The organism is Butyrivibrio sp. NATIVEDY162 (assembly GCF_045999815.1).
Classification (GTDB): Bacteria; Bacillota; Clostridia; order Lachnospirales; family Lachnospiraceae; genus Butyrivibrio.
The window spans coordinates 1,274,508-1,292,767 of record NZ_CP172573.1; the positions used below are offsets into that span (position 1 = coordinate 1,274,508).

16 protein-coding genes are annotated in these 18,260 nt (G+C 41.5%); all 16 read right to left on the reverse strand.

The window, feature by feature from the left end; translation table 11 throughout:
- Positions 1-9: 9 nt before the first annotated feature.
- The gene (locus ACHCNF_RS05185; protein WP_408071724.1) at positions 10-2,151 is read right to left on the reverse strand and encodes a hypothetical protein; all 2,142 of its coding nucleotides are present in this window, start codon (positions 2,149-2,151) and stop codon (positions 10-12) included.
- Positions 2,152-2,583: 432 nt separating this feature from the next.
- Positions 2,584-3,984, reverse strand: a complete 1,401-nt coding sequence (locus ACHCNF_RS05190; RefSeq protein WP_408071725.1) for a hypothetical protein — start codon at positions 3,982-3,984, stop codon at positions 2,584-2,586.
- Between the two features lie 463 nt (positions 3,985-4,447).
- Positions 4,448-5,221, reverse strand: a complete 774-nt coding sequence (locus tag ACHCNF_RS05195) for an inositol monophosphatase family protein (RefSeq protein ID WP_408071726.1) — start codon at positions 5,219-5,221, stop codon at positions 4,448-4,450.
- Positions 5,222-5,371: 150 nt separating this feature from the next.
- Positions 5,372-6,001 carry a phosphoribosylanthranilate isomerase gene (locus ACHCNF_RS05200; RefSeq protein WP_408071727.1) on the reverse strand — a complete coding sequence of 210 codons (630 nt, stop codon included), beginning with the start codon at positions 5,999-6,001 and terminating at the stop codon, positions 5,372-5,374.
- Between the two features lie 348 nt (positions 6,002-6,349).
- Positions 6,350-6,949, reverse strand: a complete 600-nt coding sequence (locus ACHCNF_RS05205; RefSeq protein WP_408071728.1) for an anthranilate synthase component II — start codon at positions 6,947-6,949, stop codon at positions 6,350-6,352.
- Positions 6,950-7,052: 103 nt separating this feature from the next.
- Positions 7,053-8,672 (reverse strand): anthranilate synthase component I family protein, encoded by a 1,620-nt coding sequence (locus ACHCNF_RS05210; protein WP_408071729.1) that lies wholly within the window; start codon positions 8,670-8,672, stop codon positions 7,053-7,055.
- A 40-nt stretch (positions 8,673-8,712) separates the two neighbouring features.
- Positions 8,713-9,489 carry a tryptophan synthase subunit alpha gene (gene trpA, locus ACHCNF_RS05215; RefSeq protein ID WP_408071730.1) on the reverse strand — a complete coding sequence of 259 codons (777 nt, stop codon included), beginning with the start codon at positions 9,487-9,489 and terminating at the stop codon, positions 8,713-8,715.
- Positions 9,490-9,522: 33 nt separating this feature from the next.
- Complete coding sequence (gene trpB / locus ACHCNF_RS05220; RefSeq protein ID WP_408071731.1) at positions 9,523-10,713, reverse strand: tryptophan synthase subunit beta; 1,191 nt, start codon at positions 10,711-10,713, stop codon at positions 9,523-9,525.
- 27 nt (positions 10,714-10,740) lie between these two features.
- Positions 10,741-11,517, reverse strand: coding sequence for an indole-3-glycerol phosphate synthase TrpC (trpC, locus tag ACHCNF_RS05225; protein WP_408071732.1), 777 nt, complete (start codon positions 11,515-11,517; stop codon positions 10,741-10,743).
- A 46-nt stretch (positions 11,518-11,563) separates the two neighbouring features.
- Positions 11,564-12,598, reverse strand: coding sequence for an anthranilate phosphoribosyltransferase (gene trpD, locus ACHCNF_RS05230; RefSeq protein WP_408071733.1), 1,035 nt, complete (start codon positions 12,596-12,598; stop codon positions 11,564-11,566).
- Between the two features lie 786 nt (positions 12,599-13,384).
- A complete protein-coding gene (locus ACHCNF_RS05235) occupies positions 13,385-14,041 on the reverse strand; it encodes a hypothetical protein (RefSeq protein WP_408071734.1) in 657 nt (218 codons plus the stop codon).
- 102 nt (positions 14,042-14,143) lie between these two features.
- Positions 14,144-15,118: a hypothetical protein gene (locus ACHCNF_RS05240; RefSeq protein ID WP_408071735.1), complete on the reverse strand. Its 975-nt coding sequence runs from the start codon at positions 15,116-15,118 to the stop codon at positions 14,144-14,146.
- Entirely contained in the window at positions 15,115-15,777 is a 663-nt protein-coding gene (locus ACHCNF_RS05245) for a hypothetical protein (RefSeq protein ID WP_408071736.1), read from the reverse strand. The genes ACHCNF_RS05240 and ACHCNF_RS05245 overlap by 4 nt, the downstream gene beginning before the upstream one ends.
- Positions 15,770-15,949 carry a hypothetical protein gene (locus ACHCNF_RS05250; RefSeq protein WP_408071737.1) on the reverse strand — a complete coding sequence of 60 codons (180 nt, stop codon included), beginning with the start codon at positions 15,947-15,949 and terminating at the stop codon, positions 15,770-15,772. The genes ACHCNF_RS05245 and ACHCNF_RS05250 overlap by 8 nt, the downstream gene beginning before the upstream one ends.
- 182 nt (positions 15,950-16,131) lie before the next feature.
- Complete coding sequence (locus ACHCNF_RS05255) at positions 16,132-17,094, reverse strand: methyl-accepting chemotaxis protein (RefSeq protein ID WP_408071738.1); 963 nt, start codon at positions 17,092-17,094, stop codon at positions 16,132-16,134.
- Between the two features lie 78 nt (positions 17,095-17,172).
- Positions 17,173-18,231 carry an FIST signal transduction protein gene (locus tag ACHCNF_RS05260; RefSeq protein ID WP_408071739.1) on the reverse strand — a complete coding sequence of 353 codons (1,059 nt, stop codon included), beginning with the start codon at positions 18,229-18,231 and terminating at the stop codon, positions 17,173-17,175.
- Positions 18,232-18,260: the final 29 nt, after the last annotated feature.

Below are 18,260 nucleotides of genomic sequence, written 5' to 3' on the forward strand. Positions count from 1 at the left end.
CGAAGAAATTCAATATACACCTATTCCAAACAGGCACATAGCCAAACATAACACACTTATGATTGCCACATATAAAAGCGGAACAAAGGGTCCTTCACTGCAGTACTCCACCTTTAATGAGAGATCATCCACATAGCTTACATCTCCCATAGTCAGGCTACCATCATAGGAATCTATATAATAATTATCCCCGGTGTAAAAAGTGATATTTGCCCCTTCTCCCTCAAGCCTCTTTATTTCCAACAGATACTCGCTATTCTTCCCGGAAGGTACAATATCATCCATATCAAGCTTTATTTTGCTCTTCTTGATCTTGCCTGAGTTGATCACAGTATCGTACACCGTATTACCAGCCTGGTCATAAAGTGATATCTGATAATCAGCGGACTTTTCCTCACTCTCTGCCCGTATCACAATCCTGTTAAACACATCCGAGCAGTAAAAGTTCTGTCTGAGTACTACCTGTTCTCCTACTTCCAAAGAAATATTATCATCGCTCCTTGAGTAGGTATCTCCGTTTATCCTGTTATGTGTATACTTTGCATTCGAAATCATTATGACAAAAAGAGCAACACATAAGACGCAAAAAACAGCACTACCAACCACTTTCACAGCCCGCTTATCTGTAATTTCATGAACCTTTGGCATTCTGTCTATTCCAAAAGCACACAATATCGCCATAAGCGGCAGCAAAGAATCCGCGTAATCTCCTTTTACCTCCCATATCAGGTAAAAGAGCATTGTCCCAAACATGGTTATCAGCAAAAGACCGGTTCTCCTGTCAGTTTCTCCCCATCCCTTCAGGCAAAAACACGCGCACAGGAAAATCCCCACAATAAGGATCATCCTATATACATAGGCAAAAAATTCTCCAACATCGCCTTTTAAAATCTCAAATATCTGACCGGAATAGGTACCGGAAAAAGTCCTTGAGACCACAGAGGGGAATGCATCAGAAAAAGTTACCCTGAGCTTATTCGCCCACAGCTTGCAGGTTCCTACAGGGCCTAATCTTTTATAATTATATTTGATGCCTTCTATATAGATTTTTGACTTTTCTTCCTTGCTCTTTCCATAAAGTCTTGAATAGTCAAAGCCATTGTCCTCGTATTCGGTCTTAATACTTCCATCACCATGTGATCCCACAAAAAGCAATCTGGTGATAGGGAGGTTATACTCCTGATAAGGGCCGAAAATGTCAGAGATATGTCCATTTATCGCCTTGATTCCGACAAATGAAACCACCAAAACACACAGCGCAAAAAGCACACGCAGGGTTAATACCTGCTTACCTGTATCTTTTTTGTCTTTATCAAACAAATCAAAAAATCGCATCACTACATAAGCTATCACCGGAAATACAGCGGTAACTCTTATCTGAAAGCCAAGAATAATAAGCACAGCCAGAATCAGGCATTGTGCTGCCTTTTTCCTGATGTTCTCTTCACGGTATATCCTCAAAAGCACATAGCATATTCCCATAAGCAGCGGAACACTCATAGATGAGCTATATACCCAAAATGCGAGATAATAATATATGGGATTTAAAACGATAAGAGACAATGTCTTATTTGCCATGGCATGCTCTGATAACTCAAGAGCACACAAAAATGTCAGCACTGTCCCTATAAATAAAAGAAAATAATTAACCAGCCAAAGATATGCAGTTATGCTTTTAATTCCAATTTTACCGGCAATAGCCGCAAGCTGTTTAAAGGTCAGAATCAAAAAATAATTATTCGGAATCGTCTTGATCCATCTGATGTGGCTGTTTGACTCATCCAAAGTGTTATCCCTCAAAAACCAGCCAAGGTCTATGTCTGTGAGACTATCTGTATTTGGTCTGTAATCAATATTTGCAAAAAGCCACATTGACACTAAAAAGTGGATTACGAACAGAATAGCTGTAAGCAGTATCTGTCCCCTTTTTGAGAGTCTGTCGATAGCTCCAAACCACTTTTTCAGGAACAGGAAAAAGCCCACAGAAAGACCTGCTCCGCCAAAAAATAAAAAGGGCTTATATTTCTCATTTACAAAGGTCATCTCCCGCAGATTATAGACTATTCCGCACATGATAATGACCGACATAAATGCTACCAGAAACATAATTATCTTTTCCGGTATCGAAATATAACTACCCTTTTTATCCATTTATTTTTACCTTATAATTATTTGACTTTTATATTCTTAGTCTTTGTAGATTTCTTGGAACACTTCCTGTCAGTTGAATATCTTATCTGATATCCATCAGAACCCTCAACCTCTTTAAAGGTGGTAAATACCTTGTTCTTAGACTTTACTCATTATACCGCTTGGTAAGATGACAGTTCAAGGCTGTCATTTTTGTTGAACGAGGGTCACATTTGTGACTATCGTATTTGAATGCAAATAGCTCATGCTATTCAGTTCATTCATTTAATATGTCTGCTCTTTTTCGACTTGATACCATCAATCAAGAACTCAGCACCATGAACAATTACTCTCAGCCTTGTCTTGCAACGCTCACATGGTTTTCCTATTAAATAAAAAAATGGTGACCACTTCAGATTTGAAGTGATCACCTTTTTTAATTCAAAGTATTACTTATTTTGCCTGGTTTTTAGTATAAAGCGGCATTTCTATCCTACCATAGTTTCTGGTTTCCTTATTGTAATAAGTAACAACGATCAGTGTAGTAGCATAGTCATTATAATACTTGCTGTTAGTAACAGTAGTCTTATTTCCGTCTTTATTCTTATCTACTGAAGTAGTAGTCCAATTATGCGATTCGCTTGCATATTTGCCGAGCTTAATGGTTTTTCCGGACTTAACTGTCTTAAACTTAAGACCTGCATAGTACTCGCTATTTCCATTTACAGTGTCAAGGTAATCTCCATCACCATTATAATCATAATGCTTAGTTACACCCTTACCGCTTCTGGAATCAGAATAGTATTCATTGTCAGTATTGTAATAGGTATTTGTGTACTTATCATAGGAGTAACCATTTACAGCAGTAGGCTTTTCAAATGTACCAACCTGAATTTTAACAATCTTGTATCCTTTGTTAGCCTTAACTACAAGTTTACCTTTTTTCTTATCAGTGTAATTATAATTTGATTCATTGATTTTTCTGCCATTGTTGATGTAGTTGGCTTCACCCCATTTTTTAGGCAGCAGATTTTTTCCTGCAAATGTGAAGGTCTTTAATATATCTGAATCACTTCTTACGATAACCTTGATTGAAGCCTTTCCTGTCTCCTTGCCATCTTTATTATAGATTTTAAAGGAAACCTTGGATGTTCCTGTCTTCTTAGGATTAATTCTGATGTAAGCAGTAGCAGATGATCCGTTTGTAGCCTTGTATTCAGGAGAATCCTTCGTATTATCCTTGGGGAGATACACCTTCTCACCTGTTGTCTTGTAGTAATACTTGTTGCCGTCCTTGTCAGTATAGTAGGATACGTTTTTATCTGTCTTAGTAACAGTGCTCTTCTTCTTATTCAGTTCTGCTGACAGTACGCTCTTCTTAGAAGATTTAATCTTCTTAATATGAGTGTCGCCGCTTCTAAGAGATACTGCAAGATCTGTAGGCACTCCTTCATCAACATAAACCGTAGATGTAAATGTTGATTCTTCAGCATTTTTTTCCTCCGGAGCCACATCATCTCTTACAAGGCTTGATGCACCTGTAATTTCATTCTTATATGTTGTCTGGTAAATGTAGTAAGTTGTTACTGATCCGATAGTTTTAGAAGTGCGCTGATAACTTCTATCATTGCTATACTTCTTCCACTCTGCATCCCACGCTTTTTCATCTGTTGTCTTGAAAACCACATTATTATCTTCAGTAATTAAACTATCAGAATATGTGTCGTTAATCTTCTTTTTCTCAAGACCAACCCTTACAGTCGGAATTGCTGCTGCATGTGCTGCTGATGGTGTAGCGAATGCTACTGATAGTGCTACCGCAAGAGCAGCACCAAGTTTTGAAACTCTTCTCATACTTTCCCTCCATTTTCGTGTTTCACGTTATAGCGTTATCTCTTCTTTGAGACAACATGCTTATAATACCACTTTAAAAATATATGTCAATATATTACAATATATTACACACTAAAATTCGTATATTGAATTCAAGTCCTGTGTACAGTCAGATACCCCGCAGAAATCTACGAGGCATAGATAGTGTGGCTGTTTTATATTAACCTGTCCAAATTCTTGCCTGCTTACTCGATAGTACATCTCCAAAAGCCTCGCTAGTGTTTTGTCTGGATGACTTTTGATTTAATTACGAAGTATCATTCTCAATAGGCTAGGAATCTGAATGAGTCGTAGCGGTGGCTACGGCGATTGAAGATGACGATGCATATTGAGAATTAGACAAGTAATTAAACAAATTGTCATCCAGACAAGACACTAGTTTGTTTTTATTCATGTTTGCCCGGAGAGGAAGAGCATCCGGCTTTTATTGTAAAACAGATGACAGATCGGTACCTGCTACACCTCTTGATACGCAGAGAGCTGAGGTAGGACCTGCAAATGAAAGCGGTTTTCCATCAACATCCGTAACACGGCATCCTGCCTCCTTAGCAATAAGAGCTGCCGCCGCATAGTCCCAGAGCTGAACCTTAAGCTCCACATATAGTCCGCATCTGCCAAGAGCCACACAGCACATATCCCACGCAGCTGTTCCTGATCTTCTGAGGTCAACACAACAAGGAAGTAGCTTTTTCGCAATATCAAATGACCTGTCCCTAAGCTCCTCATAATAAGGCGCCGTTCCAAACACAGCAAGGGAATCGGAAAGCGGAGCCTCAGAAGACATTATCCTTTCTCCGTTCATATAGGCTCCCTGCCCGTCTGTTGCCTGAAACATCATATCATCATATGGGTTATATACAACTGCAATGTGCGGCTTTCCATCTTTTAATAATCCGACAGATATAACTGAAGGCCTATATCCATAGATAAAATTGGAAGTGCCATCTATCGGATCAAGCACAAAGCAGTAACCGCTTTTCATCTTGGAAGAAAAAACATCCTGCCCATCCTCTTCTCCGAGGAACTGTGCTTCGGGTAGAACTTCACTTAATTTGCTTATCAAAAAAGCCTGAACCTTCTCATCTATTTCAGTACAAAAATTTGCATGTCCCGACTTTTCCATAACCTTGGGACGCTCTGCTGTAAGAATAATATTTCCGGCTTCTTTTGTGATTTTCATTATCTCATCTATGATCATTTTGTATCCCCTGTTTTTTGAAATATTTTTGTGAATTGCTTACAGTATATAGTTCGGCAGAGGATTAGTCGAGTATAGATTTGGCTTAGTGAGGTTTGTAGTTTGGGGTGGGGGCGTTTGGCTTTTGGACTTTAGATTTTGCTTTTGAATTTAAATCATTTTACCGGTCTCAAGTTGTGATGAAGTCTCTCGCTTAGCAGTCATTATAGCTTCCATTTTTGCTTCATCCTTTATTCCATCTGTCTCGATTCCGGAACTTAAGTCTATTCCATAAGGCTTTATGTTTAAAATAGCATCCTTTACGTTTTCTGGATTAAGGCCACCTGCGAGAATAAATGGTCTCTTTATTTTACTCAGGATATTCCAATCAAAAGCCTTGCCTGTTCCCTGCCCTGAATCCACCAGGACCATATCGGCACTGGATTCATTTATCAATCCCTCATAAACATTTTGTTTTATCTGGAATGCTTTTATGATTTTGGCTGATGTTATTTTTCTCAAATCCTCGATATAGGTCTCATCCTCGCTTCCATGCAGCTGAATAATATCTATAACATTATCATTAACAAGCTTTGCTATCTTGTTCATGTCCTCATCCACAAAGACTCCGACAGCCTGGATTTTATCATCCAATTTTTGTTTTAATATTGCAGCTTTTTCAGGTGTCAGATTGCGCTTACTTTTTGTATAAAAAACAAAGCCTATGTAATCAGGCTTTAGTTTGTTTACTATATCTATATCTTCCGGTCTTGTAAGGCCACAAAATTTTATCCTGGTCATCGATTCTTCTCCGATTTTCATGCTTCTACACTGGATTTGCACTTTTTCCTGTTTCCCAGTGCACTGTCTCTTTAGCTTCTACACTGGATTTGCGCATTACCCTGTTTTCCAGTGCACTGTCTCTTTAGCTTCTACACTGGATTTGCACATTACCCTGTTTTCCAGTGCACTGTCTCTTTAGCTTCTACACTGGATTTGCACATTACCCTGTTTTCCAGTGCACTGTCTCTTTAGCTTCTACACTGGATTTGCACATTACCCTGTTTTCCAGTGCACTGCCTCTTTAGCTTCTACACTGGATTTGCACATTATCCTGTTTTCCAGTGTACATGCCCGCCATCAAGCCCATTATCCACATATAAAATTTTTCAGCATGGTCTTACCATCGGGTGTCATGATTGATTCAGGGTGAAACTGCACACCATAAATAGGATAATCACGATGTTTAACTGCCATGACTTCTCCTGATTCAGTAGTTGCAGCAGTTACAGATAGCTCATCCGGAATTGTAGAAGCCTCCGCAGCAAGTGAGTGATACCTTGCTACAAGAGCTGTTTCAGGACACCCTTTAAATAATAAACAATCCTTGTCGAACCTGACCGTTGACTGTTTTCCATGCATGAGTTCCTTGGCATAAGTTACTGTAGCCCCGTAGGCTGCACATATTGCCTGATGTCCCAGGCACACCCCAAGTGTAGGGATTTTCTTTGCCAGTATCTTTGCTACCTCCATGCATACTCCGGCATCCTCCGGTCTTCCGGGACCGGGAGAGAGGATAATTCTTGACGGTGCAAGAGCTTCTATCTCACTGATTGTAAGTTCATCATTCCTTATTACCTTAATTGCATTATCGGAAGCTGAATCACAATTATCTTCAGATACAATCTCACCTATAAGCTGATACAGGTTATATGAAAAGCTGTCGTAATTATCTATAAGCAGTACCATTTTGTTATACCTCGTCTTTATCAAATTAGCAGGACCTGGTCAAATACAAATATCGAATATCTGATGAAATTCAATATCCTCTAGCTCAAACAACATGTATAAATCAATTCCCCTGCAGAGCCTTCATCACTGCCTTGGCTTTGTTCATGCACTCCTCAAATTCTTTCTCCGGAACTGAATCCGCAACGATTCCTGCACCACTTCTGATGAATACTTTGTCGTTTTTCTTGTAGGCGATCCTGATTGCAATGCAGGTGTCCATGTTGCCTGTAAAATCTATATAGCCGATCGCACCGCCATAGATTCCGCGCTTATTGTTTTCAAGCTCGCCTATTATCTGGCAGGCACGGATCTTGGGTGCCCCGGAAAGTGTCCCCGCAGGAAGAACTGATGATATGGCATCAAGCGCATCCCTGTCATCTCTTATCTCGCCGCGGACCGTGGAGCCTATGTGCATAACGTGTGAATAACGCTCTATAGAATGCAGCTTTTCTACCTTCACAGTGCCGAATTTACTTACTTTTCCAAGGTCATTTCTTCCAAGGTCAACAAGCATGTTGTGCTCTGCTAACTCTTTTTCATCTGCCAGGAGTTCCTCTTCGAGCCTCTTATCCTCTTCCTCATTGCGCCCTCTTGGTCTTGTGCCTGCAAGTGGAAATGTGTGCAGAACCCCGTCATTTAACTTAACAAGAGTCTCCGGCGAGGCACCTGCTACCTCGACATCCGTTCCTGAAAAATAGAACATGTATGGTGAAGGATTGATTGTTCTTAACATTCTGTAGGTATCGAAAAGGCTTCCCTCAAAGGGAGCAGAGAATCTGTTAGATAAGACTATCTGAAAAATGTCTCCCTCAAAAATATGTTTTTTTGCCTTTTCAACCATTTCGCAGTACTTCCCTTTATTAAAAAGCGGGGTCGGCTCAGCAAGAAGTTTCCCGGGAGTCTCGCATATCTTTTCTCCTGTGGTAAGAAGATTTATCATCTCTTCAAGGTCAGTTATCGCTTTTCTGTAGTTTTCTTCGATTTCACTTGCCGCGTTTTTGCAGTTCTCTTTAATTTCACTTGCCGCGTTTTTGCAGTTCTCTTTAATTTCACTCGCCGCTTTTTTGTAGTTTTCCTCAGGCTCAGACATTTCGCCACAAGTCTTTTCCTCATGCTCAGCATCTGCAGCGCAGCTGATACTGCCAACCTTCATATTGGTGATAAGGACTATTTTCTGCCTCGTATTGTCAAAGGCGATGACCTTGTCAAACAGCATGAGGTCCATGTCCATGAAACCTTCCGTGTCCTCTACATCCATCCTCACGGAGGGCTCGCTGTAACCCAGATAGTCATATGAAAAATAGCCCACCATTCCGCCTGCAAAGGGCGGAAGATATGAGAATCTGGGACTCTTGTAATTCGATAAAATCCTTCGAAGGCACTCTGAAGGGTCTCCCTCCTGTGTCTTTTCATTATCGTTTTCATCGGTGATTGTAACCCGTCCCTCAAAACAGGTTATCTTCATTGTTGGCTCATATCCAAGAAATGTATATCTTCCCCAGGTCTCATTTGCCTGTGCAGATTCAAGCATATACACATGCCTTGAAGCATTTTTCAGAATTCTCATTGCCTCTATTGGTGTGATGAAGTCAGATAGAATCTCGCAGCTTACCGGGATCACATCATATTTTCCGGTAGCCGCAATTTTCTCAATTTCCTGTAATTCCGGTTGTGTTTTCATACTCATTCCTCATACTGTAATTCTTCATTTTTTGTCTGATTTATGAAGCCTTGTAGCCACTTTTCATGTTTCTAACAAATTCTCCGACATGTGCAGGTGAGTCTACGCCGTACTTTTCGATTATCCTTACGATGGCAGATCCTACAATTGCACCGTCCGATATATTGGACATCTCTGATGCCTGTTCAGGAGTTGATATTCCAAATCCGACTGCGCAGGGAGTATCTGTAGCTTTCCTGATTTTCTCAACAAGTGTCTTAACGTTGGTATTTATTGACGCTCTGGTTCCGGTTACTCCAAGGCTTGAAACTATGTAGATAAAGCCCTTTGCTTCCTTTGCGATTTTCGTTACCCTGTCCTCAGATGTGGGTGCAACCATAGAGATAAAATCAACATCATAGGCGCTTGCAACATTTACAAACTCTTCCTTTTCCTCAAAAGGTACGTCAGGAAGAATAACACCGTCCATCCCCGTCTTTTTGCACTTTTCAAAAAATCTGTCCATTCCGTATGAAAAAATCACGTTGGCGTAGGTCATGAAAACCATCGGTACATTAATCTCACTTCTTATCTCCGATACCATCTCGAAGATGTCATCTGTTGTGATTCCGTTTTTAAGAGCCCTGATATTTGCCCCCTGAATCACGGGACCTTCTGCGGTTGGATCTGAAAATGGTATGCCAAGCTCAATCAGATCAGCTCCGTTTGCATAGAGTTCACGAAGTATTTTCTTAGTTGTTTCAAGATCCGGATCACCGCAGGTCACAAATGGTATAAATGCCTTTTTATTATTAAAAGCTTCTGCTATCTTACTCATAGTTTATCTCCTCTCTCCATCAGGATTTACAATTCACTCTGAGATGTCCACTCCCCTGTATCTGGCGATTGCCGCACAGTCCTTGTCACCTCTTCCTGAAATCGTAATTACAATAATGTCATCCTTACTCATGTCCCCTGCGATTTTTATTGCGTGAGCTACTGCATGGGATGATTCGATTGCAGGTATGATTCCCTCTGTCTTTGAGAGGTATTCAAAGGCATTCACCGCCTCATCATCTGTAACAGGCACATATTCTGCTCTTCCAATGTCGTGAAGGTGCGCATGCTCAGGACCAACTCCCGGATAATCAAGTCCTGCAGAAATGGAATAAACAGGTGCTATCTGGCCGTATTCATCCTGGCAGAAGTAGGATTTCATCCCGTGGAAAATTCCAATTTTTCCTGTGTTAATGGTAGCTGCTGTTTCGAAGGTATCTATTCCCCGTCCTGCTGCCTCGCAGCCAATCAGTCTCACATCCTTATCTTCAATGAAATTATAAAAGCTTCCGATTGCATTTGATCCACCGCCAACGCAGGCAATTACTGCACTGGGAAGTCGGCCTTCCTTTTCAAGGATCTGCTCTTTTATCTCTTTTGAAATGACTGACTGGAAGTCTCTTACTATGGTAGGAAAAGGGTGCGGTCCCATAACTGAACCAAGACAGTAGTGTGTATCATCAATTCTTGATGTCCACTCCCTCATAGCTTCTGATACCGCATCCTTAAGTGTTGCTGTTCCTGAAGTAACCGGCACCACCTCTGCCCCAAGGAGCTTCATTCTATACACGTTAAGTGCCTGTCTCTCGGTATCCTCTTTTCCCATGAAAACAACACATTCCATTCCCATGAGCGCCGCAGCTGTTGCGGTTGCAACTCCGTGCTGACCAGCTCCTGTCTCCGCGATAAGTCTCGTTTTCCCCATCTTCTTTGCAAGAAGTGCCTGTCCCAGAACATTGTTTATCTTGTGTGAGCCTGTGTGATTAAGGTCTTCTCTTTTTAAATAAATCTTTGCTCCGCCAAGATCCTTTGTCATCTTCTCAGCGTAGTAGAGTCTTGAAGGTCTTCCTGCATATTCATTCAACAGCTCTGTAAGTTCTCTATTAAATTCGGGATCATCCTTGTAATGGTTATATGCTTTTTCAAGCTCTATCACTGCATTCATCAGGGTCTCAGGTATGTACTGTCCGCCGTGGACTCCGAATCTTCCTTTTGCAACTGTCATCTTTTTCTCCTTTATTTCTTCCTTTTTTTATCCTCTGAGTTCCCTAAGTGCTGCTGTCTTATCAGATGCTCTCATCAGGGTCTCTCCTATTAAAACCGCATCCACACCATTATCCCTAAGGCGCTTTATATCTTCTGCCGTTTTTATGCCGCTCTCCGATACATAGATCACATCCTTTGGAATTAGCTGCCTTAGTCTTGTGCTATTGCCGGTATCTACTGAAAAGTCCTTGAGATTTCTGTTGTTTACGCCTATTATTCTGGCACCGGCTTCAATACCGGTCTCTATCTCCGCTTCGTCATGAGCTTCCACCAGTGCTGATAAACCAAGTTCATCACAGATGTGTATGTACTCCCTTATCTGCTCGCCATCCAGAATTGAGCAGATAAGAAGAACTGCTGAAGCTCCCAGAACCTTGGCCTCATATATCATGTACTCATCAACAGTGAAGTCCTTGCGAATACAGGGTATATGCACCTCATTCGTTATTTCCTTTAAGTATCTGTCATCTCCAAGGAACCACTTGGGCTCCGTCAGGACCGATATACAATCAGCCCCGGCCTTCTCATAATCCCTTGCTATATCAAGGTAGGGAAAATTCTCCGCGATGATTCCTTTTGAGGGAGAAGCCTTTTTGCACTCGCATATAAAAGACATGCCCTGCTTTTTAAGTGCCTTTTCAAATGAAAAGTCTCCCTTCTGAAGACTTTCTGCTTCGAATCTTATGTCTTCAAGAGAAATATTAAATTTTGCCTTTTCAACTCTGCATTTCGCGTAGTCTGCAAGCTCATCAAGTATGGTCATTTTCCCTCCCTGCCTTTATATGTTACTTCTCTCATCAAAAGAGCCTTCATGCTGATACAGCTTCTTCTCTGTTACTTACCTCTATGAGCTTTTCAAGAGTCTTAACCGCTTTTCCTGAATCTATAATCTCAGCTGCAAGCTTAATTCCATCAGCAAAGCTGTCTGCTTTTCCGCCGATATAAAGTGATGCTCCGGCATTCATAAGAACTGCATCTCTCTTGGGACCCTTTTCACCTGCAAGGATGCCTCTTGTAATAGCCGCGTTCTCTTCAGGACTTCCACCCTTCAGGTCATCCTTGGTGCATCTAGTAAGTCCAAAGTCCTCAGGGCAGATTGTGTAAGTTTTATACCATCCATCCTTAATCTCGCAGATCTTGGTGGGTGCGCTAAGAGAGATCTCATCAAGCCTATCCATTCCGTAGACAACCATTCCTCTTGTAACCCCCAGATTCACCAGAACCTGCGCAAGGGGTTCAACCAGATATTCGTCATATACTCCAAGAAGCTGCATTTTAGGTGATCCCGGATTTGTAAGAGGTCCGAGTATATTGAAAACTGTTCTGAATCCCAATTCTCTTCTGATGGCTCCTACATATTTCATTGAGGTGTGATATTTCTGTGCAAAAAAGAAGCACATTCCGGCTTCCTCTAAAAGCTCAACACACTTCTCAGGATCCTGATGGATGTTGACTCCAAGAGCCTCGAGGCAGTCTGCTGTTCCGCAGCTTGAAGATGCAGCTCTGTTTCCGTGCTTTGCAACCTTCATCCCACCTGCTGCAGCTACAAGTGCTGAGGTTGTGGATATGTTGAAGCTGTGTGCGTTATCTCCGCCTGTACCTACAATCTCAAATATATCCATGCCTGTATCAACCTTTGTAGCATGGTCTCTCATGGCAGCTGCACAACCTGCTATCTCTTCAGTTGTCTCTGCTCTGGCACTCTTTGTTGAAAGCGCTGAAAGAAATGCAGCATTCTGTGTAGGAGTGGTTTCTCCGCCCATTATCTCGTTCATTACGGTGTAGGCTTCATCATATGTAAGGTCCTCTTTGTTTACAATTTTCTCAATAGCTTCCTTGATCATTATGTTTTCCTCCTTTGGTTTTGAAGTATTCCGGTCCCAGATTATATATGCATATTTCGCTCTCGTTGCTACGCATAATCGCTCGAAATATGCATATATAATCCGAGACCTGGTTATTCGTTTTTTAATAGACACAAGTTCGTCAGCTGCTCGTCATTTTTGATCAGCCCGTCGCATCCTTACGGAATTTTTTATCTTGTAGAAAATGTGAAGCATTTTCATGCAAAACAAAAAGTCCTTGACAGAAATCTCTTTCTGTCAAGGACGAATAAACTAAACTATCCGCGGTGCCACCTTGTTTCATAGCTATGTGCTACGCGCTTAACAGGATACCAACATATCCCCGGCAACTGACGTATGCCCTACGTTGCAGACTACCTAGTGAAAAATGTAAGACTTCACTCATCGCCCACACCCTCAGCGGTCCATTTGATTACTTGTTTCTTATCCGGCTCTCACCACCCCGGACTCTCTGTGAAGGCATCATAACCTTTATCTCCGCTTCATCGGTTTAATGTATTAAGTTGTTTCAAAGTTTACTTGCAATCCGTTTGCTTGTCAATCAATTTTTTAAAACTGATTAATTCTGTTAGCAAATACATTAAAATAAATCAAGAACCAGGCAAGGAACTTTTATAATTAGTTACATTCCTGCAGCGCCTATAAAGCAGCAGGCGCAAAGTATAATTGTAGACGCAAGTACAAATGTTGCAACTTTTGCTCTATTACTCATAATCTCCCCCTCAGAAGACTGTCTGCCGGTTACCGGCGTGCAAGAATGTAACATCAATCAAAAGTAAGTGAATCGATAACAGCTGCCATATTGTCTGAAACTGCCATGTTCTGTTCTTCATCTGTGCCGTTGTGTCCTACCATATCAAAGATGAGAGCACCTTCCATGTAGTCTCTTCCAATAGCTGTCTCATGCATTCCTGAACCATCCTCAGCCGGAGGTAACGATGCCCAATATCCTGTTACGTCCTCAGCTCCGGGGAAAGGTCCATCTGTATACTGTACCTTGTCTTCGTCTCCCCATGATTTACCGAGCTCATCTATAGCTTCCTTGGCTGTCTTGCCAACTTCATATGATACAGTGATCATTGTTGTGCCTGCGCACTCACCCTGATAAACCATAAATACGTTGCCGTTCTCCGGTGTGATAGTGAACAGATTGGGATCATATCTGACGCTCCAGCCGTTAGCATCATGATAAGTCTCCTCAGTAGCTCCGGTGTTAATATCTGATGCAGCTTCATCAGCCTTTGCAGTGTCCTCTTCCTCGATGACCTCAGACTCAGTAGCATTGTCCATCGCTTCCTCGTTCACCTCTGCTACCGTACCCTCAGGTGCCTCAGTCTTGCCTGCGCATCCTGTAAGTGTAACTGCTGCCATTGCTGCTGCCATCGCAACTACTACAATTCTCTTATAAACTTTATTTACCATATCTCCCTCCTCAAAAGAAAAATGATTTCGTTTGAAACATCTTACATGCTATATAATAAATAGCCATGTCCAACACATGTCCAACAAATTTTATTATTGTAATTATTTTTTAAATACGATCCAATTATGTGACCATGGAACAGGAAGTCCGAAAAGTGTCCTTACCTTCTCATCCGCCCTTCGATACCAGGAATAATTCCAGCCTGCACCCATATCCATATATAGAGCATTTTTCACACCAAGTCTCTTAAGCTCAGCCATAAATTCATAAAAATGAAGCATATTTACCGAATCAATGATGCACAGGTGTCCGTTTATTTCCGCAAGGGTTCTGTAACAGCGGGCTCTTGGTCTGTCAAAGCTCATGACATTTTCGCCATCCTTAATCAAGCCAAATTGCATAAAGCCGCTTCCTCCGGATTCTGCTGCCCTTTTTATTGCCCCTATAGGATCGTCAAAGTCAAATGAAAACTTGCCGTCAGCAAATGTAAATGCAGCAAATGAATCCTTGTTATAAGGACTCTCATACAACTCGCCGTTTACTGCATGGTCGCCTTCCACATTTTCCTGAGTAAATCCGAGACTTACCGCATGCTGAAATGCCGCTCCGCTGCACCAGGTTATGGACTCATCGGATTTTGACGGACGGTCCTTACATACGAGATCAACCTCTGAATATTCCGGAAAAAAAATATACACTGTTCCGGTATTGTAAATTACTGTCTTTTCACCCGGCACAATCTCTTCCACCGCCATATTTCTGGCATCAATACTCTCAGGGATTTTGATATGATACTGGGAAACGAGTCCCATGAAAATAAAGACAAATGACGGAATTACCAGAATCGATGATGCGTAAAAAAGACAATACAGCGCCTTTAATGGCTTCAGAGTAATCTTTTCAGGTCCCCATAAATAAACAATCAGTGTAACTGACTGCACTACAGCAAGAGTCAGATACACTGCGTAAAGTATATTCAGCCACATTTGAGCCACAAAGAAAACCGTGAATGCACATAGCGACAAAAGCGCCATGGCCATCAGCCATATTCCGGAGAGACGTTTTCTAAGATTCATTTATCTTTTTCTCCTTTTCGTTTTTCACGTTTGTCCTTAAGAAGTTCATGACGAAGCACCTTAAATGAATCAAATTGAGATTCGATACTGACTATCAAAAGAAGTATGGCCATATCTGTCAGATACTCAAAGGCATTTTCCCACAGGACATCCGATGAAAGACCAAGTCTGCTGTTGGTTACAAGCAACAGGATGTACACAGCAAACTTAAAAATAATGCTCATTCTGTTAAAAATCACATTCTTAGGATTGCCGCGCAAACCATAGTTTATGAAAAAATGATTGATTGTGATTACAATAGTCATGAGAAATGACATACCGGCTGCAGCCAGATAGAGACTTCCCTGAATGCCCACCACAAGGTAGGTGTCAAAGTCAGCCTCTCCCCACAGCCTTCCAAGAACCAGGTAAGCTTCCTGGTATATCAGACAAAAAAGGACTCCCCCCATGAGCCCTTTTGCTACGTCCCAACTGAATTTTTTGTATGCTAAATACATTGTGATAACTGTCACCAGCTTCACGATTACTTCGAACATCGCAAAGGAATCATCCTGCGTTCGAATAAAAAACAGTGATACAACACTTGTAATGACTGCAAAGAGACATGCAGCCAACATAAGATATTCGCTCAAAAAAATGGATTCTTTTTCTTCATTCATAGATATCAGCCCATACGCCTGCATATAACTGCGCTGGATTAGCAGATGCAACTTCTATCGCACACACATTATCCTGCCCTTTGTTCCCTACAGAGACGGTGTTTCCACATCCGGCAAAAAATAACATTAAAGCGCAAACTCCAAGTGCAAATCCGATATGTTTCATAGTCATTGTAAATCTCCCCCTCAAGACATTCACAAAATTTATGTTTTTCGTTTCTATGGTCTTATTGTATTATTCCCTGTCCAACAGATGTCCAACATATACCTGAAGTGTTGCAAAATCCTGCACACTCATAAAGCATGCAGGATTATTAAAAGCAATATAATTGTTCAAAGCATCATGACAAATGCTTACTTTTTGTCCTTTACAATAGGTTCAATCTGTGATGCCAGGTTATCAATGTGCTCGAAAACGCTGCTCTTTGTGGTGCCGAGTCTGTTTACTCTCTCCAGCTGACTTACAAGAGCATCGTACTTATTATTGATATCAGTAAAGCTGTTTCCGATTCTTCCAAGCTCATCAGATGCTGCATCTGCTGTATCAGCAATTTCTTCCTGAACTGCATTTGCTCCATTTGCGCTTTCTATGATTTCATCAAAGGTAGCATTGGTCTCATCAACTTCCTGAATGCTCTTATCCATGGCAGCGATTGAGTTCTGAATATTTGCGGAAAGTCTCTCACTCTCCTGTCCTGCCGCATCGATTGAAGCGTTAACCTGACTGATCATAACCTTGATCTCATCAGCAAGCTCCCTTACCTCTGTAGCAACTACAGCAAAGCCTTTTCCTGCAGCTCCGGCTCTTGCCGCCTCGATTGAAGCATTGAGTGCAAGAAGGTTTGTCTGGGTCGCAATGCCGATAATCTTCTTCATGTAATCAGAGATCTGATCAACAGCATTCTTGAAGTTTTCATAACTCTCTGTCATCTCATCGAAGGTTGCGCGTACTTCGTTGGAACTGTCCTTCAGCTCAGCAACCTTGTTCTGCGCATTCTGCACACTGTTGAGGATATTCACCTTAACATCCTCGAATTTGCCTGCACTGTCATTAACTGCTGCAAACATTTCATTAAAAGCATCCATCTCACTTCTTAGCTGAGTGTTACTTTCAATTACGTTTTCTACAGCTTCACCCATATCGTGAATCTCAGTAAGAGCCGTAACTTCATTATGCACAAGCTCTTTCTGGAAGGTTTTTATAGAATTTGCAATATAAATAAGCGCATCCTTTTTCTCCGCTTCAAACTCGCTCTTATCAACCTGAACTGCTGCAACGGGCTCTTCTGTTTTCTTTTTAAAGATATCTGTAAACATATTGACCTCTCCCTCATAAGCCCGGTAGCATGACTTTTTCACAGGTCCTGCAAACCGATTTATCAAAATAATGGCCTCTTATTCAAACACAACACATGTCATAGTCTGATTAACAAACTGGGCATTATAATGTTCTCCAAATCCAATCAGTCCGCATGATGGTCCAAGCGAAGAAATTTTGCCAAGATAGGTATTCATCTCACCTCTTTCGGAGAGTACGAGATATCTGAAAATGCAGTTAACGGAGAAAATACCTGAAATCCTCGAAAAATCATTCCTGATTCTGTCTATGGTATTCTGAGCAACCTCCATAGGTTCCTTCATCTCAAGAAGAGTCAGGATGTCTGAGTCATTGATCTGTCTGTAGAGAATAAGTCCTGTTCCCGAAACGTCTTTAATTGAGCAGATGCAAACGTCCTTGCCGATCATTTTGCCAAGAGGATTCTTGAAGGTCTGATCGATGATTTCCTTGTCGGAGCCGGCACCGGTGAGATCCATGTAAACCTGCTTGGCACTGCGGCCATTGAGTTCACCCAGATAATACTTTGCTTTATCTGTCTTTGATGCTATAAGCTGTCTGTTATCCTTGGGCTCGTAAATGTTCTCCTTGTAGGTCTTAACCCTTCCGCCTTCATTTCTTACAACAGCGTAGCCCATGGCATCATCGTAAACCTTACCATTTACGGCAATTTTGCCTCCATCGCCTGTTGCTCCCATAACCTGAAGATTGAACTTGTCGATAAGTCCTCTTAAGGTTGTAAGAACAGCAGCATCGTTTCCTGCGCAGAAGTCAATGATAGCAGTGTTTTCCTTACCGGGCTTCACCGCTTCTATATCTTTCTCAAGCCTGTGAACATAGCGGGCAGGCATGGTCGAAACAGATTCAAGAACACCTGTCTTAACCTTAACGCCCTCTGTGAATGCAGTTATGTTAATACCTTTCTCAAGCATGCCTGAATTATATCCCATGCCTATACAGCCTATGCTGGGTATGCCGGGATACTTTTTCTCAATCTCTGCAGTTACCGCTTCGAAATGATCGGCATCACTTGTAAAAATAATAAGTTTCGGTGATGAAAGACCTCTTACTGCATCTGCTACATTAGCGGAAGCACTGTTACCATTGAACATTTTCATAAGGCATTACTCCTATAATTCTGTAGTTT